At 61.5% G+C, this 17,893-nt stretch carries 20 protein-coding genes and 1 pseudogene; 14 read left to right on the top strand and 7 right to left on the bottom strand.

Annotated features, from left to right (window positions below):
* Positions 1-3: 3 nt before the first annotated feature.
* Entirely contained in the window at positions 4-816 is an 813-nt protein-coding gene (locus tag ACZLHH_RS14845; protein WP_006375711.1) for an abortive infection family protein, read from the top strand.
* A gap of 15 nt (positions 817-831) precedes the next feature.
* Here the strand turns inward: ACZLHH_RS14845 and ACZLHH_RS14840 are convergent, their stop codons facing one another.
* The 3 genes from ACZLHH_RS14840 to ACZLHH_RS14830 are packed head-to-tail and all read right to left on the bottom strand — an operon-like array spanning position 832 to position 2,998.
* On the bottom strand, positions 832-2,094 hold the full coding sequence (locus ACZLHH_RS14840; protein WP_049400618.1) for a Y-family DNA polymerase: 1,263 nt from the start codon (positions 2,092-2,094) through the stop codon (positions 832-834).
* A gap of 39 nt (positions 2,095-2,133) precedes the next feature.
* The gene (locus ACZLHH_RS14835) at positions 2,134-2,535 is read right to left on the bottom strand and encodes a hypothetical protein (protein WP_006375707.1); all 402 of its coding nucleotides are present in this window, start codon (positions 2,533-2,535) and stop codon (positions 2,134-2,136) included.
* 1 nt (position 2,536) lies between these two features.
* The gene (locus ACZLHH_RS14830; protein ID WP_006375705.1) at positions 2,537-2,998 is read right to left on the bottom strand and encodes a LexA family protein; all 462 of its coding nucleotides are present in this window, start codon (positions 2,996-2,998) and stop codon (positions 2,537-2,539) included.
* Between the two features lie 229 nt (positions 2,999-3,227).
* Between ACZLHH_RS14830 and ACZLHH_RS14825 the strand changes: the two genes are divergently transcribed.
* From ACZLHH_RS14825 to ACZLHH_RS14810, 4 genes are all read left to right on the top strand, one after another.
* The gene (locus ACZLHH_RS14825) at positions 3,228-3,947 is read left to right on the top strand and encodes a hypothetical protein (RefSeq protein ID WP_049400617.1); all 720 of its coding nucleotides are present in this window, start codon (positions 3,228-3,230) and stop codon (positions 3,945-3,947) included.
* 2 nt (positions 3,948-3,949) lie between these two features.
* The gene (locus tag ACZLHH_RS14820) at positions 3,950-4,327 is read left to right on the top strand and encodes a hypothetical protein (protein WP_032971159.1); all 378 of its coding nucleotides are present in this window, start codon (positions 3,950-3,952) and stop codon (positions 4,325-4,327) included.
* Between the two features lie 3 nt (positions 4,328-4,330).
* Positions 4,331-4,921: a thermonuclease family protein gene (locus ACZLHH_RS14815; protein WP_080103076.1), complete on the top strand. Its 591-nt coding sequence runs from the start codon at positions 4,331-4,333 to the stop codon at positions 4,919-4,921.
* 64 nt (positions 4,922-4,985) lie between these two features.
* Entirely contained in the window at positions 4,986-7,898 is a 2,913-nt protein-coding gene (locus ACZLHH_RS14810) for a UvrD-helicase domain-containing protein (protein WP_049400616.1), read from the top strand.
* Positions 7,899-7,904: 6 nt separating this feature from the next.
* Here the strand turns inward: ACZLHH_RS14810 and ACZLHH_RS14805 are convergent, their stop codons facing one another.
* A complete protein-coding gene (locus ACZLHH_RS14805) occupies positions 7,905-8,477 on the bottom strand; it encodes a hypothetical protein (protein WP_006375657.1) in 573 nt (190 codons plus the stop codon).
* A gap of 25 nt (positions 8,478-8,502) precedes the next feature.
* Positions 8,503-8,784: an ankyrin repeat domain-containing protein gene (locus ACZLHH_RS14800; protein ID WP_032971158.1), complete on the bottom strand. Its 282-nt coding sequence runs from the start codon at positions 8,782-8,784 to the stop codon at positions 8,503-8,505.
* 183 nt (positions 8,785-8,967) lie between these two features.
* On the opposite strand from ACZLHH_RS14800, the gene ACZLHH_RS14795 reads away from it, so the two are divergent.
* Both ACZLHH_RS14795 and ACZLHH_RS14790 read left to right on the top strand, forming a co-directional pair.
* Positions 8,968-9,666, top strand: a complete 699-nt coding sequence (locus ACZLHH_RS14795; RefSeq protein WP_158229329.1) for an ankyrin repeat domain-containing protein — start codon at positions 8,968-8,970, stop codon at positions 9,664-9,666.
* Positions 9,667-9,676: 10 nt separating this feature from the next.
* A complete protein-coding gene (locus tag ACZLHH_RS14790) occupies positions 9,677-10,291 on the top strand; it encodes a relaxase domain-containing protein (RefSeq protein WP_006375655.1) in 615 nt (204 codons plus the stop codon).
* 276 nt (positions 10,292-10,567) lie between these two features.
* On the opposite strand, the gene ACZLHH_RS14785 is transcribed toward ACZLHH_RS14790, so the two are convergent.
* A complete protein-coding gene (locus tag ACZLHH_RS14785) occupies positions 10,568-10,942 on the bottom strand; it encodes an HNH endonuclease (protein WP_076739360.1) in 375 nt (124 codons plus the stop codon).
* Positions 10,943-11,164: 222 nt separating this feature from the next.
* Between ACZLHH_RS14785 and ACZLHH_RS14780 the strand changes: the two genes are divergently transcribed.
* The 6 genes from ACZLHH_RS14780 to ACZLHH_RS14755 all read left to right on the top strand — a co-directional run bounded on the left by ACZLHH_RS14780 (position 11,165) and on the right by ACZLHH_RS14755 (position 15,153).
* Complete coding sequence (locus tag ACZLHH_RS14780) at positions 11,165-11,683, top strand: H-NS family nucleoid-associated regulatory protein (RefSeq protein WP_032971149.1); 519 nt, start codon at positions 11,165-11,167, stop codon at positions 11,681-11,683.
* Between the two features lie 2 nt (positions 11,684-11,685).
* Positions 11,686-12,063, top strand: a complete 378-nt coding sequence (locus ACZLHH_RS14775; RefSeq protein WP_006375651.1) for a hypothetical protein — start codon at positions 11,686-11,688, stop codon at positions 12,061-12,063.
* 1,184 nt (positions 12,064-13,247) lie between these two features.
* Positions 13,248-13,682 carry a BLUF domain-containing protein gene (locus ACZLHH_RS14770; protein ID WP_006375649.1) on the top strand — a complete coding sequence of 145 codons (435 nt, stop codon included), beginning with the start codon at positions 13,248-13,250 and terminating at the stop codon, positions 13,680-13,682.
* A gap of 93 nt (positions 13,683-13,775) precedes the next feature.
* The gene (locus ACZLHH_RS14765; protein WP_032971143.1) at positions 13,776-14,051 is read left to right on the top strand and encodes a hypothetical protein; all 276 of its coding nucleotides are present in this window, start codon (positions 13,776-13,778) and stop codon (positions 14,049-14,051) included.
* Positions 14,052-14,112: 61 nt separating this feature from the next.
* Positions 14,113-14,586 carry a BLUF domain-containing protein gene (locus ACZLHH_RS14760; RefSeq protein WP_006375647.1) on the top strand — a complete coding sequence of 158 codons (474 nt, stop codon included), beginning with the start codon at positions 14,113-14,115 and terminating at the stop codon, positions 14,584-14,586.
* A 183-nt stretch (positions 14,587-14,769) separates the two neighbouring features.
* Positions 14,770-15,153, top strand: a complete 384-nt coding sequence (locus ACZLHH_RS14755) for a response regulator (RefSeq protein WP_032971140.1) — start codon at positions 14,770-14,772, stop codon at positions 15,151-15,153.
* Between the two features lie 96 nt (positions 15,154-15,249).
* On the opposite strand, the gene ACZLHH_RS14750 is transcribed toward ACZLHH_RS14755, so the two are convergent.
* Complete coding sequence (locus ACZLHH_RS14750; RefSeq protein ID WP_139338727.1) at positions 15,250-15,459, bottom strand: hypothetical protein; 210 nt, start codon at positions 15,457-15,459, stop codon at positions 15,250-15,252.
* 147 nt (positions 15,460-15,606) lie between these two features.
* On the opposite strand from ACZLHH_RS14750, the pseudogene ACZLHH_RS14745 reads away from it, so the two are divergent.
* Positions 15,607-17,836: pseudogene (locus ACZLHH_RS14745) on the top strand (methyl-accepting chemotaxis protein).
* Positions 17,837-17,893 lie beyond the last annotated feature (57 nt).

The raw sequence follows: 17,893 nt of genomic DNA, 5'->3' as shown, positions 1-17,893 counted from the left end.
CCCATGTCCAGTTTGAGTCCTCGCGAGAAACGGAAACTTGAAGATCTGTTCGGCATGAGCAGTGGTTACGTCCTCGATTTTTCGAACAATTCTTTTGCTCGGTTCTTCGAAGAGGAGGTTAATCGAGACATCTATGGCGGGGCATACAGTGGCAATGGCTCGTCCAAAGCCAACCACCTGCGCAGCTTCTGGACCAGAGAAGATGACTCGTTGGTGGGGCGGGTCATCCACGGACTGCTAGAGCACTGCCGGGACACCGGGCATTCGGCATTGGAGCGGCAGGCACTCTTCAGGGATTGCGAAGCCATTGCAGCGCGACTGGCGCAAGCCAAGCCGGTGGAGGACATCGAGGCCATCGATGGCGACACAGAAGACTTCCAGAAGGTGGCTAAAGCCGCCAGGGAGTGCTTCGAGCGTAACGAGCCAGAGCAAGGCTTGGATCGGCTACATACGTTCCTGGTCAAGTTCCTTCGCAAGCTTTGCGAGGAGCACGGCATCCCCAGGGACCGGTCGGTGCCATTGGGTGGCCTTATGGGCGCCTACGTGAAGCGCGTCAAGGAAGAAGGTCTTCTGACTTCCCAGATGGCAGAGCACATCCTGAAAGGCGCGACCACGATCTTCGGTCAATACGACTACGTGCGGAACAACCACACGATGGCCCATGACAATCCGGTGCTGGCATACGACGAGGCACTTCTGATCGCCAGCAACGTCGCCAGCACGGTGCGCTTCATCAAGGCCTGCGAGGAGAAGTGGAAGCTCGCACGGCAGCAAGAAGAAGCGGCTGCTGCCGAGGACTTGGAGATCCCGTTTTAGTCGTCTGGCGAGTTGCTACCGCACCCGCACAAGTTGATCCCAGCGAGTGGTGTAAGCCGGCGACAAGTTTTTCTGGTTCATCGCCCACACGGGCTTGGCCAGCGCTGGCCCCTTCGATCGCCAAGCCGAGGACGCCATGCCCATGGTGCCCCGGCCGAACTTCGCGTTGGCCTGGTCCATGACCTTCATGAGCGCTTGCGAGCGGGGGTCGATGCCGGCGAACAGGTCGCCCTGATGGACGTCGCCGTGCGTGAGGTCGAGCAATCCCACGCCGGCTTTCTTGTAGCGGTAGCCGTCCTTCCACATGGCGTTGGCTAACCCTTGCGCCACCAACAGCACTTCGCGGGTGTCACTCGTCGGCCCGATGAAGTTGAAGGCCTTGCTGGGGTGATACTGCGCCGCGCCGGGCTTGAAGGGGTTGGTGTTGAGCCACACCCACACCCCACTCGCCTGGAGCGAGCGCGACCGCAGCTTTTCACACGCCCGCTGGGCGAACGTGGACACGGCTTGCTGGAGGTCATCCAGCGAAGTGACCTCTTGGCCGAAAGAGCGCGACACAACGATCTGCTGCCGCTCCGGTTCCACTTCCTCCAGGTCGCTGCACACCACCCCCTGCAGCTCCCGCTGGGTTCGGGCCAGCGTGACCCCGTAACGGGCCCGCAGGGTGTCGGGATCGGCGCGGGCCAGGTCGGCCGCGGTGAGGATGCCTTCGGCGCCCAGCTTGGCCGTGAGCTTGCGCCCCACGCCCCACACGTCTTCCACCGGATAAGTTTCCAGCTCGGGCGAACCGGGGAGGGCGGTGACCACCCCGTGCGACGTCTTCTTGGCCAGCTTGTTGGCGAGCTTTGCCAACGTCTTCGTAGGACCGATGCCCACGCAACACGGAATGCCCACCCATTGGAGGATCTGGGCACGCGCTTGCCGGGCCATCGCCTCACGTTGTTCCGCCGGCACACCGTCGAACGTCACGAACGATTCGTCAATGGAGTAGACCTCCACGCGCGGGAACCACTCCCGCAGCACCGACACCACGCGACCTGACAGATCACCGTAGAGACCGAAGTTGGCCGAGAAGATTCGCAGCTGCCGCCGGATGTGGGGCGGCACCTCGTGGATGGGCTGGCCCATCTTCACGCCCAGATCCTTGCACTCTTGGCTGCGGGCGATCGCGCAGCCGTCGTTGTTAGACAAGATGCACACCGGCTGGCCGCGCAACGACGGGTTGAAAACCCGCTCGCAAGACGCGTAGAAGTTGTTCCCGTCCACCAAGCCGAACACGTCAACGTTCCCTCTGATCCATGGAGTGCCAATGGCGCATCACGCCTCTTGGACGATCGACACCCCAGCCAGTGCGTCGCCGTCGTTTTCGCGGCGCCGCACCTGGGAGAGCACCCCCTCGAACCGTTCCAGTTCGCCCTCATCGGTGGCGGCCCGCCGGTAGGTGTCCCCGTCGTCGAGCACGTCCACGACAACCGCCACGCCGGTGCCGTCCTCGGCCAGGGTCACCTGACTTTCGTAGATGCAGGTGCCGGTCCAGGAGCGCCAGCAGCGCAGCGTTTCCCCGTCCAGCCACACCGCCCACCGGTCGTCCATGTCGCGCGGCCAGAGGCCCTCGCGCAGGCGCGCCAGATCGTCGGCGGTGAAGGCATGGCCACACCGGATCGGCCAGCGGGGCCCTTCCATCGGTTTGAGCTGGCTCCAGCGGCTTGCATCGTCCATGTCAGCGCCTCCATTGCTTGCGGAAAGACCAGGTCACCACGCCCCACACGTCGAGCTCCACGTCCTCCGGGACGACGATGGGGGCGTTGGCAGGATTGCCCGAATGGAGCTCGTAGCGCCCGGCGCGCAGCCGCAATTGCTTGACCGTGAAGCCGCCTTCCCAACACACCATGACGATGTCCCCATGGCGGGCGGTCAGGGAGCGATCCACCACCAGGGTGTCGCCCGGGAAGATCCCGAACTCGACCATAGACGTGCCCGTGTCCGCTTCAACGTAGAACGTGGCCACCGGGTTTCGAACGACCCGCTGGTTGATGTCCAGCACGTCCTGCGAGCCGTAGAAGTCTTCAGCAGGCGAGGGGAAGCCACACGTGGCCCGCACCGGCAGCAGGAGCAGCGGCAGGGGAGTCGCGTGGAGGTTGGCGGGGCCCAGGTAACCGGGCGGAAGCGTGGTGTCGAGCATGGCGGAAGTCTCTACAAGTCAGAATCACCCGGTGAGACGCACCGGGGAGACAGGCTAGCTCCGCCTCCAGACCCTCGTCATTTAGTATTTCGCTGAACGGGCCCAACCCCTTGTCACTGCGAGGGTGGGGCAAGGCGTGAAACCGATGTGGCGCCGGTCGCGGGCGGTTCCACGCGCAGGACTGGACCGCCTCGGGTATGCTCCTTCGGCGGGGTAAATCGGGGAATCTATGGCAAGGCGTAAGGGCCGCGGGAGGCGGCACTACAGCAGCTACGGCAACTATGTCGTCTCCCAGCGCAGGGAGCTGACCACGGCGTTCGGTGGCATCGACCGGGATGTGGAGCGCCTGTTCCTGGCGCTGGATCCTTATTCGCTCGAATTGTTGTTCCAGGCATACGCCAGCCACTACGGCGGGTCGGCCGGTGCTTACGCCCGAAAGACCTACCCGAACTGGCAATCGGGAGCGGTCCGAATGAGCGGCGAGGTGGCCGAGCGGTTGCTCAACCTGCTTCCACCGCGGCTGCCGTATTCGGTGCGCTACGATCTGGTCAAGAAGCTTCGGAATGCGAACTTCCGGCCCATGACCCGTCATGTTCGCACCACCCAGGAGCGGTGGAGGGAGGATTTGCGACCCGCGATCGAAGAGGTGGTCGCGCACGGGGAAACCGCCAGCCTTTCCGATCGCTTGAAAGGCCGGGTTTCATGGTTGGCCAACGGGGACGTTGCCGCAGCCGAGGCGTTGATGTCCGAGGCCATTCGCGAAGAATCGTTGAGCCGGCTGGCCTATCTGAAAGTGGAGTTTCAGCGGCTGGACGCGATCATCGCCCAGCTCGGCGAATACCAGACGGCGGTGACCCACGCCATCGAATTGCCCCAGGGAAGCATCCAGGTGCACATCGCCATTCCGAAAGTGTCGATGTGGAAGAAGTTCACGAATTGGTTGGGATGACAATGAGCAACGATTTGACGAAAAAGCAGAGCGGCACGGGATTGAGCACCGAGAGTGGGCGATTCCGCCAGGACTTGATCAACCAGCTGACACCCGAGCAGCGCAAGGAGCTGGCCTTAAAGGCCGGGCAGGAGCAGTTGGATCTGGATAAGTCTGATGCCGATGCGGTGCGCCGATTCAACGCGTCGTCCGTGGAAATGCAACGAGATGTCCAAACTGCCAAGGATTTGAATGCTATCGGCTCGGATTTCACGATGGAAAATTCTTACAAGACCGCCAGCGGTGAAACGCGGATCAAGGTGACGAAGAACAACAACACCGTCTGGATCGTGGGATTGGTCGTCATTGCAGTCGTCTTTTTCGTGCTCTTCTCGCGCTGAACCATGACCCGCAAGGTCGTTGTTCACTCCAATGCCAAACGGTTCGTCCAAGTGATTGCCGTGGCGATTCTTGCTGCGGCCACCCTTACCGGCCTAAAGAAAGCATCGCAGTGGTGGCGGGCGCCTCCGGAGGTCGCGGAAATATCGGATACAGCGCCTCCCGCTTCTCTGCCGGCAGCAGCCAATATCCTGGTGGGCCGCAGCTCGGTTATTGACGCTGACACGTTGGAAATTCATGGCACGCGGATCCGCTTGGAAGGCGTTGATGCTCCCGAGGCCAACCAACGGTGTGGGTCGGAATCGCAAGATTGGGCCTGTGGCCAAGAAGCGGCCATGGCCCTTAGCGATTGGATTGCAGGTCGTCCAGTGACCTGTCATCCAAAGGGCGCGGATCGATACCAACGGGTCTTGGCCCGTTGTTTCGTCGGTAATGACGACTTGCAGGCATGGTTGGTGAGCAACGGGTGGGCGTTGGCCTACAGGCAATATTCCGCGGATTACGTGGCGGCCGAGCAACATGCAGAGGCCACGCGGGCAGGAATGTGGCGAGATGACTTTGTTCCGCCTTGGGAGTGGCGGAAGCAGCGCCGCTGAGTGCCCGCTTCATGGGTGAATTCAGCTAGTAAGGGTAAGCATGCCGACATGGAAGCCATCGCGATTGCGAAGTGCCCTGTTCAAGGGGGACGACTGGTTGTTCTCGTCGGATGGAGAAACATTTACCCTCTCTGCCCGCGGGCACGTCCCTTTCAAGGGGTCACTTGTTCTCTTACAGGCGTTCGCCTACCGCCGGAAGAATGCATTTCCCGCCACGGGGGAGTGTAAGTTCGTCATTTCAGGGGAGCGAAGAGATCAACTGCTCGGCGGCTTAAAGCCGGACCAAGCGGAGGAGCTAAAACGCTTTCTCGACCAGCATGTTCCAGAGAGCATCGCCGCGCACGCCCTAAGGGGACAGAAGGCACTCAACGAATGGCAGCGCGGACTTAATCGGCGCCTGGAGACGGATGGCTTTATTGAGCCGGCCACCGTAGAGAAGGTTAGGGACAGCATTCCTTCCCCCATCATTGCTGGACTCCCGACATGGGGGGCGCTGTTCAACCACCCCCAGTTGAGTCCAGCGAGGGAGCGATTCAACTCAAGCTTTCCCTTGCTGGGAATCACGCCATCGTCCTACGTGGACCAAACGGTAGAGCGGCACAATCGCCAAGTCTTCGATAGGGCGCTCCAGCGCTGGTCAAGCGCGTTGAGAAATCAGTTGGAGAGCCGAGGCTGGATCGGCCGTCGAACGGCGGCAGCGATGTTGAAGGGGAGCATGGTTCCCCAGTGGCCGGCTCGCGCATGGCGAGATGTTGCCCCGCCCGAATATCAGCCGTCCGCGGAAGCATGGCTTGAAGCCTCAGTAGCGGCGCACAACGCCGCTTTTGAGGCGCACCAGATGGAGGCCAAACGCTCGTTCTTCGAGCGGGTGGAGTCCAACCCCCTGACCGAGGAGCAGGCCAAGGCAGTGGTCTGCATGGACGACGAGCTGCTGGTCGTGGCCGCCGCGGGCTCGGGCAAGTCCTCCACCATCGTGGCCAAGGCTGGCTACGCGCTGGAACAGGGATTGTGCGCGCCGGAAGACATCCTGCTGTTGGCGTTCAACGCCGACGCGGCAGAGGAGTTGCGTCAGCGCATCGCCAAGCGGTTGGGCCACCTCGATGGGGCTGATCGCATCGCTGCCAAGACCTTCCATGCGTTCGGACTGGAAGTCATCGGCGCGGCGACGGGGAAAATGCCCACCCCGGCGCCTTGGTTGAGCAATGGCAAGGACGAGGCTTTCATCGGCCACTTGGTCGATGAACTTTGTGCCGAGAATCCGACGTTCGCGGCGCAGTGGGATCTCTTCCGATTGCTCTACTTCAAGGACGTGGGGCGGTGGGACGCGCGAGAAGAGCCGGAGGACTACGACCCGGAGAGCCAGCGAAAGCGTGGCTTTCGCACGCTGCGCGGGGAGATCGTCAAGAGCAAATCGGAGCGCCTGATCGCGGACTGGTTGTTCCTCCACGGCGTGAACTACCGCTACGAAGAACCGTATCCCCACGACACCCGCACGGCCACCAAGCGGCAATACCGCCCCGACTTCTACTACCCCGACATCGACGTCTTCCACGAACACTTCGCGCTCAACGCCAAGGGCGAGGCGCCTCCAGCCTTCAAGGATTACCTGGAGGGCGTGCATTGGAAGCGGCAACTCCACCGCGACCAGGGCACCCGGCTGTTCGAAACCACCGCCCATGGTCTGCGCACCGGGGCCGCCCTGGCCGCGCTCAAGGACCTGTTCAAGTCCAGGGGCATCGACCTGGTGTTCGATCCTGACCGCGTCCCTCCGGACAATGACCCGGTGTCGCCACAAGCCATCGCGAAAGTCATGCGCGTGTTCCAGCAGCACATGAAGGGCTCGCGGCAGACGGTCGAGCAGGCCCGTGAACGCATCGGCACATTGCCGGGCGCCTTCGTGCCGCGCATGGAGTTGTTCCTCGACCTCTACGAGGCCGTTGCCCTGCGCTGGGAAGACCGTTTGGCCGCGGAGGGGCTGGTGGACTTCGACGACATGCTCAACCAGTCCGCCGACCACATCGTTGCTGGCCGTTTTCCCTGCGGCGTCAAAATGGTCTTGGCCGACGAGTTCCAGGACACTTCCCGCGCACGAATGAGGCTGCTCCAGGCGATCGTTGACGCCAGCGGTGCGCAGTTCACGGCAGTAGGCGATGACTGGCAGAGCATCTATCGGTTCGCCGGCGCCGACTTGGCGATCATGTCGGGGTTCCAGATGTCCCACCCCCATGCCGCCATCCGACACCTTTCCCAGACGTTTCGGTGCCCGCAGTCGTTGTGCGATCTCACGTCGGAGTTCGTGTCCAGGAACCCGATGCAGTTGGTCAAGAAGGTCTTCACCAGAAACCCATTGAAGGGCCCCCGGGTGAGCGTGGTTGCGCTGCCAACTGTGGAAGACATCCCCGGACGTTTGAAGTCCAACATCCAGTCTCTCTACGACAAACTGCCGGAGCCTACCGACGGGAAGCCGCTGCGCTCCATGCTCGTTCTGGGGCGCTACAGAAACGACAAACCCAAGGAGCTGGAAGCGTGGCGTCAGCGGTTCGGGGACAAGATCGACCTCCGGTTCCTAACCATCCACCGGGCCAAGGGGCTGGAAGCCGATTTCGTGGCATTGCTCAACGTGGTGCAAGACACCCTGGGCTTCCCCAGCCAGGTCCAGGACGATCCCATTCTCCAACTGGCCATGCCCGAGCCGGAGATGTTCGAGTTCGGCGAAGAGCGACGACTGTTCTACGTGGCCCTCACCCGTGCGAAGCGTTCGGTAGTGGTTTACACCACCCAGCACCAACCTTCCCAGTTCCTGGTGGAGCTCCAGGCAGATCACGGCGTGGAAATCGTAAGGACGGAAGGGGAGCCTGCGGAAGCCTGCCCGGTGTGTGGTCAGGGCGTGCTGGTGGAGCGCGTCAATCGTGCGACCAAGGAGGTGTTCCACTCCTGTAGCAGGTTCCCACGTTGCCCACCGACCAAGGAAGACTGAAGTGGGTCAGGGCGCTTGAACGGGTCGGAGCAACTGGCGGTCGAGAAGATCCAACAGAGCATCCGCAACATCTGCGGCGGCCACCGCCCAATCGTTGTCTTCTCCGAAATACGTCTCCTCCAGCGGGTCTTCCTTGCCGCCATGGAAAAGGTTGTTTCTAACGCGTCGCATCGCAACGACCAAGGCTTCGGCGTCGTTATGGGGCAGGTTGACGGGCTGGTAGGTCGCCCGTGGTCGGCCCGTCTGGTCAAACTCAATGCGCTCCCTTTTCGGCCGATTGCGTGGTGGAGCAAGCAGCTTTCTCTGAGTGGGAAGGGGAACGAGTGCGACGAATGCTTGCCCCAAGCGCGCCACCGCTCGATCCACCTTGTTCCAGTCCACGTCTACCACGGGAACGGGGGCAGGTGCTGGCAAGGCGCTGAGACGCACATCGATCTCGAATGAGCCGATCTTGAACACCTTCCAGATGGGCGGTTTTGGGGTCTTGGTCTGAAAGAATTCGCTAGTCTGCTTAAGCTGGAACTCAAGCATTCCGAAGGCTTTCAATAGCCGATAGGCTTTGTCGGGTGATACGGGCATGGACTCATCTTAGTCCAGCTTCCTGCTACCACGCAGCCTCCCGCGGCCGCGCTTGCACGTGACGATACGCGACCAAGGTCTTGGCGCCCATGTTCCGGGCCTGGGCCAACTTCGTGCTCACCAACCGATCAGCTCCGCTGTCCAGCAACGCCCGAACCGTTGGTGCGTCAGCGGTCAGCAGGGCGACGTGGAACGGCGAGTAGCCACGGGCGTCGTGCGCGTTGGGTTGGGCCCCGCGCCCGATCGCCAGGTCCACCTGGGCGGGGTTGCGCTGTCGAATTGCAGCGAGTAAGTCGGTGTTGGCCATGCGTCCTCCTGACCCACTGATTTTCCGCTGTAGCGGAAACGCGCAAGGGGAGGGTGACAGTTTGGCAAACTGTCGTGCAACCCCAGCATTTTTTCGCTTTAGTCAGTAAAGCCCTCTGGACAGAATGTCCCTTTCTGCTTGCATGGATCTGAAGGGATACAAATGTATTCCATGGGGGCTGACATGAATTTCGTGGCAAGTATCAAAAAGGGTGTGCGGGGATGGTTAAAGAATTTGCGTGACCCACCAAATCTATTTCAAGAGCCGATCTGGAAGGTTCGCGTGGAGTTCCTTGTATTGACGCTGCTGTCTCCAATCCTGATCCCCCGCTATGTCATTGAGAAACGCATGGGTAAATGGAGGAGACATCGCCGGATGCCACCCATCTTTCAGCTATTCGAGCGCGAAGGAGGGTTCCAGCTGAGGGAGCTTGAGCAGTTGATTGCAGATGGCGCTGATGTGAACGCTCGGGAGCGAAAAGATGGAAAAACGCCACTTATTTTTGCTGTTATGCAGGACAGTCCATGGGAAGAAAATGGGCGAAGGTGGCTCGAGGTTTGTCGCGTGCTGCTCGAAGCTGGCGCAGATCCGGACGCGGATTACGACTGTGGCGAGATAAGGCGGTCACCAATCTATTTCGCCTATCTGGCGGGCAACGTGGAGCTGCTCGACCTGTTGTTGCAGGCAGGGGCCAATCCGCGTTCGAAGGCTTGGTTGCAGTTTGTCAATGCAGAGCCACGTCCCGATGCGTGGCTCGAACAGCAACGTCCGCAAATACGCGATCGCCTATGGAGATGGGAAACGGAACAAGAGGCCCTGCGTTTGGATGCGACTCTCCCTGGCGCAACGAAAGCCGTTCCGAATAGTAGGGCACGGTTATGAGGGTGATCCCATGAACCTGCAACTCACCTGCCTCTGCCGGGAGGACGTGTTCGCCGATGGGTTCGCCTTCGCAGAACTGCTGGAGGCGCCCTTGGCCGCGTTGCGCTGGGGTGGTGCGTGGTTGACCCAGTTGAAGCCCGGTGGGCCAGTGACCGAGGAGGCCATGCGGCGCTTCGCTATGGGCCAGGATTTCGATGGGCAGCCGCGGTTGTGGGAAGGCGAGGGCCACCACGCCCGGGCGGCGGGCTACCGCGTTTCGTTGCGCCTGCCAAAAGGGTTCGCCGCGCTGCTGGATACCGACGGCGAGGAGAGGGCACGGCTACAGGCTGCCCACCGCCATGCGGTTGACCAGGCGCTGTCGTCCCTGCCGTTCCAGCGTGATCACCGGGTGCTCTTCGTTGCATCCGATCGGTTGGAGGATGACTGGACGCACCACTGGTTGTTCGCCATCGCATGCGCACCGAACGGAAAGTGGGAACGGCTTGCGCTGAGCTTGCGGTTGGCGGCCAGCGAGGACGCTTATACCCACGCCATGGGGGCCTTCATGGAAGCGTTGCTGGAGACCAAACGATTGGAGCGCTTCTTCCGCCCAGCCCCCGTGGGCCGACTGAGGCAGAGGCTGTGACGCTGACGTCCAAGCCTCCCTTGACGGCCGTGCTGCCGAAAGTGTCCCTTTCTTCAACCTTGCGCCAGGCATTGGCCGCACGCGCTAGAGCAGCCGGGGTGAGCGAGAGCGAAGCCGTGCGCCAATGGCTCACCGCCTACCTTGCGCGCCCCCCGCTGCTGCGCTCTCCCGTTGCCGGCCGCAGGGACGACCGCTTGCCGCCTATCCGGGCTTCCCGAGACCTGGCCGACCGCGCCCGCCACGAGGCGCAGCGGCAGCATGTGAGCGTGGCGGAACTCATCCGTCGGGTGGTTGCGTTCCACACGTTCTGAGGCGCAACTTGGCCACGCTCGGCGGGTGCCACTTCCCCTTCGCCAGGCGATTCTGCACGAAGGCGCGGTAAGCCTCGGGGGAGGGCGGCGATTTGCGTTTGTGCCGGCGTGTGTTGCAGAGCCAGCAGGCGGCAGCAATGTTGCCGGCCACGTCCTTTCCGCCCTCTTGCTGGGCCACCAGGTGCTCGGCGGTGCAGCGAAGCGGCGTGGCCGTTTTGGCGCGCAGGCCGAACGGCTTTAGTTCATCGGGAGAGGCGTTCCACATCGGCACGCTGCAATAGCAGCACCGGCCCTTCTGGGCGAGGAAAGCCTCGGTTCTCAACCGTTGGAGGTTGGGCATGCTTAGATCTCAAAAGACAGGAAAAACCATCCCGTCGTCGCTTGTGCGATCGAATCGGGACCTGTTGCCTTGAGCTAAGCAGGCAATACGCCGGGGGCATTTCCCCTCGCGGCAAGGGAGTTATCGCGCCCCAGGCTGGTGGGTGTCAAGATGGGGCCCATTCGGGTGGCCATGCCCGGAGCGATGGGCTATAACCGTTGGATTCCCGACCGGAGTGCTCCTTTGGCCCTGACTACCCTGAAATCCCTTAACGCCGAAATCAAACAGCTCGAAGCCCAGAAGAAGCTGGTGGAGAAGCGCGACGGCGAGGTGCCCAAAGCCCTGGCGGTCCTGCAGAAGTATGCGAAGGTCCTCAGTCCGGCCCAGCGGCGGCAGGTGGCCAAGCTCATCGGGGAAACGATCGACGCCAAGCCGGCGCGTGCCGCCAAGGCTGCCCCGGGACCCCGAAAGGGCCGCAAGCTTGGCAAGGTGGCGCCGAAGTATCGCCTCCCAACCGGTGAGACGTGGGCCGGTCGGGGTTTGGCCCCCAAGGTCTTCACCGCGTGGGCCAAGTCCACCGAGGGCAAGGCGTGGGCTCAGGCCAACCCCGGAGCGAAGTTCCCGTCGGCTGATGGGACGGTGAAGAAAGCTCCCGCCAGGGTGGCCAAGAAGACGGGCAAGCCGGTGAAGAAGGCCGCCCAGAAGGCCGTCAAGAAACTTGCGAAGAATGCCGTCGCCAAGAAGGCCAGCAAGAAGGCCTGATCATGCGCGGCCTGTTCCCCAAGAAGAAGAGCCGGCTCTCGCCCCAAGGCAAAGCCATTGCGGCCGCCCACGTGCTGCTGGACAGTGCCGAGGGCCGATTGGACGAGAAGGCCGCCGGCAGGCGCTTGCGCGAGGAAGTGGGCCTTCAATGGTCCTACCTGACCTGCATCCAATGCCTGTCAGGGCAAGAAGCCTTGGCGGCCATTGAATCGCTGCCCAAAGGGTGGCAGGACAACGGGCGCACCCAGGTGCACCTGTTGGGGGCTGCCGTCATGGCGGCGCACACGGGAGCCAACCTGCGTTCGGACGGCAGCTCGCTATGCGCCAGCTACTTGCGATCGCCACACGACTTTCACGCCACTGTCACGCGGTTGTGGTGATCTCACCCCAAGCGAACAGGAGATTGCTGAGCGCCAATGGCCCGGGCGCCTTGACTTGCTGCCAACCCGCGGGCCTGTAGGATCCCATCATGGAGCTACTTTTGCCTCTTGCTATGGTTATCTTGGCCTGCGCAACTGGTCTGGCGCTGCTCCAACTTGTAATCGCGCTCTTCAAGGCGCTGTCCTGCCGGGAATGGTTGCGCCGCAGGAGAGCGAAATGATACGTTCGTTTCGCCACGCCTGCCAGAGGACTCGCGCTTGGCACAGCCCCACAGCGACATCGATTTGGGCCGGAGTCCGCTATTCGTTGACGGGCGACACCGGCTATTTCAGGTCGCACGTGGATGGCGTTTGTCTCGCGTGCACCGGGGGGGGATGAATCGGCGGAGCAATGAGCGCTTCGGCTGAGCCTGGCGGGCCGCCAAAGGATTTAAGCCCTACACAGCCCGCTCGGTTTGTTTCGCTTACAGATCGGCCGTTTGTGGTGCGGTGAGCCCATCTACCCGGACGGCCGAAATGAAGGGCGGCGCGCAGGCGTTGCCCTCACCTCTGCCGCTGTCGGATACTGATCCTGTCCATCGTTCGTAGCTCGCAATTCGCGCCGCCCACGGAGCCACAAGAGGGGCGAATCGATCAATCAGGCCAACAACGAGCAGCCCGATGATACGTAGCAAGCTTGCTCACAGACGCGTTCTCGCCGAGGGCGGACCGATTCTGGTGTGGTTGACCTCGTTTAAAGATCATTACGTATTTACCGCCAGTGGCATCGGATTGTCTGGAAAATACGGTGTGGCGCTACGGCAGGACACGAAAGCAAGTCGGAGAGCCCTCGAAGCGCGCTTTGCGGGGTCGAAGTTTCACGAAGTGTTCGTGAGCGATGTGCCAGCTTCGGTGATCAGTGTCAACCGGTCTCTGACGTCGGCTGGGCCGCGAGACGGGATATTCTTCCTCTGCAACACAGAGGTCGTCCAAGCCGCGGTTCTCGCGCACCTCGGGGCCGTGATCCCTAGCGAGGTCATCGCTCTTGCAGCCAACTTGAGTCGGGGACGGGGCTAGCCATGGTGCACTCTTAAAGGTTCAGGAATAGCGCAACTGAAAACTGAAATTCAAGCTGGCCTGCGTTTTGTACACAGCTGATCCACGTTGGCCGGCTTGCACTGGTGCCGAGTGAAAGGTAGCCCGTAATGTCTAAGTGTGCGGTGGTGTTCGTAAGCGCGGCTGTGGAAGAGATCGGTGAGGAGCGCTTGCCCGAAGTCATGCGTGCAGGCCGAGAGTTCAATGCCAAGTGCGGCTCGCGTGCAGTTGTATGCTTCGACGGCAGCAGGTTTTTAACATATTTGGAAGGCACAGCGAGTGCGGTGGCTGCGAGCTCCGTTTACACCCAGTCCTTCACCCTGCATACCGAAATCGTTGAGCTGGCGCGGGGATCCATCCAGCAGTTGCGGTTCCCTGCGCATGCATTGCTCTTCCTGCGGATTTCAGAAGCCGAGCTCAAAGCACTGATGAGGTCGAACTGGGTGAATTTCTCCCAACGCTTCGGAGGGAAATTCATCCCAGAAACGGGGATGGAGCGGCTTGCCGCATTGGTCGGCAATCGTCTCGATGACGTTCCGCAGTGATGGGTAACGGATTTCCTCTGTAGGCCGCCCGATTCACGTTGCACAGTGGAAGCAGGGGAGTTATGAATTTGAGGCATTCGACAGGGGCATGCCATGCGGTTGGAATTTACTCACAGCCACATCTACCCAGGGGCCACCGCGTCCCTGACAGGCGAGCAGGCTGAACTGGGCGAGAGAGCCACCTGCTTGGTCGAGCTCAGTGACGGCGTGGTCCTCTCGACCAGCTGTCTGATTCAAGGGGGGGAGATCATGCTATTCATGCCGGACTACCTGACCGCCCGTGGGGCAAAGATTCCGGCGAAGGACTGGGTGCTGCGGAAGGATCTGGAAACAGGCGCCTGGAAGGCAAAATCAAAGGTTGCCGTGTAGCACTTGTTGCTCTTCCCGACCCGTCAGGTTGTTGGGTCTGAAGCAATCTTAGGAGCGTGTCATGCCAAACCGTGCGGTGGTTTTTGTGAGTGAGGCCAGCCCCTACCTTAGCCTTGGGCGGCTGGTTGAGTTGATAGCCGACGCGGAGCGGTTCAACAGACAGGCCGGCGTGACCGGGGTGACCTTGTACGACGGGGCCCGGTTCCTGTCCTACCTGGAGGGTCCACCGGATGGCCTTCGCGTTGCCTACGCCAGGGCATCCGAAGCGCGCAGCCACCTGAACTTCATCGAGTTGGCACGCGGGCGTGTCTCGCAACGTCGGCTGCCGCGGTGGCCTATGCGGCTGTTTTTGGCCAAGGAGGGCCAGCTGCAGAGCATCGCGATGGCAGACTGGGCCAGCTTCTCTCAGCGGGGCGATGCGGACGCAATGAATGCAACGGCGATGGATCTCCTTGTGCGCTTCACGGGAGGGCCGTCTGCCTCAGTCTACGTGGGGCCCCTCTCGAAACCACTCAGCGAAGGGGAGGCGAAATGAACATCGTGGCGACTGGTCTGTCACCCGGCGGAAGGATGCTGGGAGCTCCTCTCGCGCTCCCGATGAAGCGTTGGCAAAGCTGAGCAGATTCCGTCTGCCGAAAGCAGAAGTCGTCCCAACTAGCTTGAACCAGCTGCTGACCGTGTGGAAAATTTGACCCGACCTTGTGGAACGGCAATCCACATGAACGTTCTCTTCGTGGACATTGAAACCTCCATCTGTGAGGTGGTTGGAGTCGAACTAAGAGAGCTCGGCTATGACGTCGAATGCTTGGAATTCAGCTCAGGAGCCTTGCGCGCAGCGCAAGCGGGGCACGTCGACGTCGTCATTCTGGATGTGCCCGCCAGCCCTGACGCCCGGCGCAGTGCATACAAGTTGGCAGACGAACTTCGGCGCGATGGCATCGCTGTCTTCTTTACCTCCACGCTTCATCCGAACGATGTGATCAGCCGGCACCGGGATCGGGGTGTTTTGTCCAAGCCCTACGGCGTCAAACAGATCGCTTCCTGGATCGAGGCGCTTGGCAAAGATTGCAGAGGCGAACCGGCAGGCGCGCACGTGCGCTAGCTGACTGGCAACATGCATCCGCCCTTTGGAGTGCATTGGACCGCAAGCCTTCCTCTTTACAGTGGATACGCTGGAAGCGAACGTCGCTGCTGCCCATCAATGCGCGCTACTTGCATCATCAGAAGCACTGTCGTTCAGCACCGTCACTTTCAAGACGGCGACCAGATCGTTGTCCTGCAGACAGCGTTCAAGAACTGGCTCCTGAATACGTCGTTCGCCATTGGATTTCCCGACTCCAGCAATCGGCCGCTTTCTGATCGAGCGGAGCAGGCCAAGCGCGCTGTTGGCCACGGCGAGCGAGATCAAAGGCCACAGTTACCAGGAGGCCTTCGTCAGGTCTCCTTTCGCCGCGCTTATCTCCATTCATAGCGCGTTGAGTGCTTCAAGCCACGGCGACGCCGTGTTCTTCCTGTGCGCCGAAGAAGCCACGTCGGAAGCATCTCCAAAAAACTGATGCTGGCATTCGCCATAACGACCAGCATGACCTTGGCGTTGGGCATCTTCACTATTGTCCGCGCGTCACATTCGAAGCAGGAGTTGTCCAGGATTGAGTCCGTCTGGGCGCCTGGCAGCTATGCCATCGGAGAGATGCGTGCGCAGTTCGGCGATCTCCGCATCTACGAAACCTCCCAGGTCAGCGAAGCCACTTCCGCTGAGGCCGTCAAGCAATACGAACAGCGGATCGTGGCGGGCAAGGCCAAGATCAACGAGCTGGTGAAGCAATACCTGCGGTCCTTCGCCGATGGCGAAGATGCCGCGTTGTTCAAGCCGGTCAGCGCTGCGTTGAGCGATTACTTTGTCATCCACGATCAGCTTCACGCTGCGCTCCTCGCTGGCGATGCCGAGGCCGCGCAGACGATCTCGGTGACAGAATCCAGGGCAAAGCGCGTGGCGCTGTTCGACGCCATGGAGAAAGTCAGCGAATACAACCTTCGCGGCATGAAGGCTGAACTCGCAACCAACGCAGCAAGCCTCAACAACCTGATGTCGATCACAGGCTTGGTCTTGGCGGTGCTGTACTTGGTCGCAAGCGTGCTGGGGTGGGCGATCAGCCGTTCGGTCACCCGGCCCATTGGTGAGGCGTTGCCCGCTATCCGCAGCGTGGCCAATGGCGACCTCAACGTGCGAACCGACTACCAGAGCCGCGATGAGGCGCGCCAGATGCTGCTCTCCCTCCGTCAAATGGTTGCCACCTTGGAGCGTTTTTCGAACGACACCAAGGTCATGGTCAAGCTTCACGAGGCCGAAGACATCTCGCACCGGATTCCGGAGGACCTGCCCGGTGTCTACGGCGAGCTGGCCAAGGGCATGAACACAATGGTGTTCGAGCACCTTGAGGCCATCCTGGATGCCATCCAAGTGCTCAACGAGTATGCGGCCGGTGACCTGCGGCGTGACGCGCGACGCCTGCCCGGCTCCCGGGCGTGCTCCACGAATCGATGGACGCTGCCAAAGCAAGTCTGCTGGCGATCAACACGGAGATCAAGCGGTTGGCAGTGTCGGCTGCCGACGGCGACTTCTCCGCCCGCGGTAACACGTCTGCGTTCCAGCACGACTTTGAATTGATGGTTTCGGACCTCAACCGTCTGATGGAGACAGCTGACCACAGCCTCAGCGCCGTCTCCACCTTGCTTCAGGCCATTGCCTCTGGCGACTTGACCCACCGCATGGAAGGCGACTTCCGCGGCGTCTTTGCGACGATGAGCGAAGACGCTAACGCGACCGTGGCTCAGCTGACCGATATCGTCTCCCGCATCCAGCAGGCATCCACGGCAATCAATACCGCGTCGACGGAAATTGCCGCGGGCAATGGCGACTTGTCGCGACGCACCGAACAACAAGCGGCCAACTTGGAAGAGACGGCGGCGTCCATGGAGGAGCTTACCTCCACCGTGCGCCAAAACGCCGAGCATGCACGCCAGGCCAGCGAGTTGGCCAGAGTGGGGCCTCGCGCGTGGCCGGGCAGGGCGGTGGAGTGGTCGGGAAAGTAGTGGAGACGATGGGGGGTATCGAAGCCTCGTCGCGCCGCATCGGGGACATCATCTCCGTGATCGATGGCATTGCTTTCCAGACCAACATCCTCGCACTCAATGCGGCCGTGGAGGCGGCTCGAGCCGGGGACCAGGGTCGAGGGTTCGCCGTGGTGGCCTCCGAGGTGCGCACGTTGGCACAGTGCTCTGCCTCTGCAGCCAAGGAGATCAAGGGGCTAATCGAGGACTCTGTGGCCAAGGTCGCTCAAGGATCGGCGCTGGTTGACCAGGCTGGCCAGACGATGTCTGAGATTGTCAGCTCGGTTGAGCGCGTGTCCAACGTCATTGGTGAGATATCTGCCGCCTCTCAGGAGCAGGCGTCGGGCATCGAGCAAGTGAACCAGGCTGTTTCTCAGATGGACGAAACGACCCAGCAGAACGCCGCGTTGGTGGAAGAAGCGACCGCCGCTGCCCGATCCATGGAAGACCAGTCGGTACAGCTGGCAACCGCCGTCGCGGTCTTCAAGGTGAATGAACGCGCGCAGGGAAAGACGCCAGCCACGGCCAGTGCAAGCTTGACCAAGCCAGGTGCTGTGGACGGCTCCCGCCTTTCTCAAACCGCCTACGCGGGCAAGCCAACCCCGCCGAAGGCATTGCCAGCTCGTCCCGCACGGCAGGTATCTGCGGACGCAGCGCACTGGCAGGAGTTCTAACCGCCCTTCCAAGGCCAGTGCGAACGCATGGTCGCTCGCAGGGCATGGTTGACCGAA

The sequence above is a fragment of the Stenotrophomonas sp. 28608_Sma genome (genome assembly GCF_056486185.1).
Note: the sequence above shows the minus strand (reverse complement) of the source record. Positions and strands in the feature narration are given on the sequence as shown.

What these genes read in the sequence shown, in the direction of transcription:
- ACZLHH_RS14775 (WP_006375651.1), top strand. Translation starts at nt 11,686, where the DNA reads ATGCGCGGCCTGTTCCCCAAGAAGAAGAGCCGGCTCTCGCCCCAAGGC.
- ACZLHH_RS14765 (WP_032971143.1), top strand. Translation starts at nt 13,776, where the DNA reads ATGCGGTTGGAATTTACTCACAGCCACATCTACCCAGGGGCCACCGCG.
- ACZLHH_RS14770 (WP_006375649.1), top strand. Translation starts at nt 13,248, where the DNA reads ATGTCTAAGTGTGCGGTGGTGTTCGTAAGCGCGGCTGTGGAAGAGATC.
- ACZLHH_RS14805 (WP_006375657.1), bottom strand. Translation starts at nt 8,477, where the DNA reads ATGCCCGTATCACCCGACAAAGCCTATCGGCTATTGAAAGCCTTCGGA.
- ACZLHH_RS14755 (WP_032971140.1), top strand. Translation starts at nt 14,770, where the DNA reads ATGAACGTTCTCTTCGTGGACATTGAAACCTCCATCTGTGAGGTGGTT.
- ACZLHH_RS14790 (WP_006375655.1), top strand. Translation starts at nt 9,677, where the DNA reads ATGAACCTGCAACTCACCTGCCTCTGCCGGGAGGACGTGTTCGCCGAT.
- ACZLHH_RS14800 (WP_032971158.1), bottom strand. Translation starts at nt 8,784, where the DNA reads ATGGCCAACACCGACTTACTCGCTGCAATTCGACAGCGCAACCCCGCC.
- ACZLHH_RS14815 (WP_080103076.1), top strand. Translation starts at nt 4,331, where the DNA reads ATGACCCGCAAGGTCGTTGTTCACTCCAATGCCAAACGGTTCGTCCAA.
- ACZLHH_RS14845 (WP_006375711.1), top strand. Translation starts at nt 4, where the DNA reads ATGTCCAGTTTGAGTCCTCGCGAGAAACGGAAACTTGAAGATCTGTTC.
- ACZLHH_RS14795 (WP_158229329.1), top strand. Translation starts at nt 8,968, where the DNA reads ATGAATTTCGTGGCAAGTATCAAAAAGGGTGTGCGGGGATGGTTAAAG.
- ACZLHH_RS14785 (WP_076739360.1), bottom strand. Translation starts at nt 10,942, where the DNA reads ATGCCCAACCTCCAACGGTTGAGAACCGAGGCTTTCCTCGCCCAGAAG.
- ACZLHH_RS14825 (WP_049400617.1), top strand. Translation starts at nt 3,228, where the DNA reads ATGGCAAGGCGTAAGGGCCGCGGGAGGCGGCACTACAGCAGCTACGGC.
- ACZLHH_RS14820 (WP_032971159.1), top strand. Translation starts at nt 3,950, where the DNA reads ATGAGCAACGATTTGACGAAAAAGCAGAGCGGCACGGGATTGAGCACC.
- ACZLHH_RS14835 (WP_006375707.1), bottom strand. Translation starts at nt 2,535, where the DNA reads ATGGACGATGCAAGCCGCTGGAGCCAGCTCAAACCGATGGAAGGGCCC.
- ACZLHH_RS14760 (WP_006375647.1), top strand. Translation starts at nt 14,113, where the DNA reads ATGCCAAACCGTGCGGTGGTTTTTGTGAGTGAGGCCAGCCCCTACCTT.
- ACZLHH_RS14830 (WP_006375705.1), bottom strand. Translation starts at nt 2,998, where the DNA reads ATGCTCGACACCACGCTTCCGCCCGGTTACCTGGGCCCCGCCAACCTC.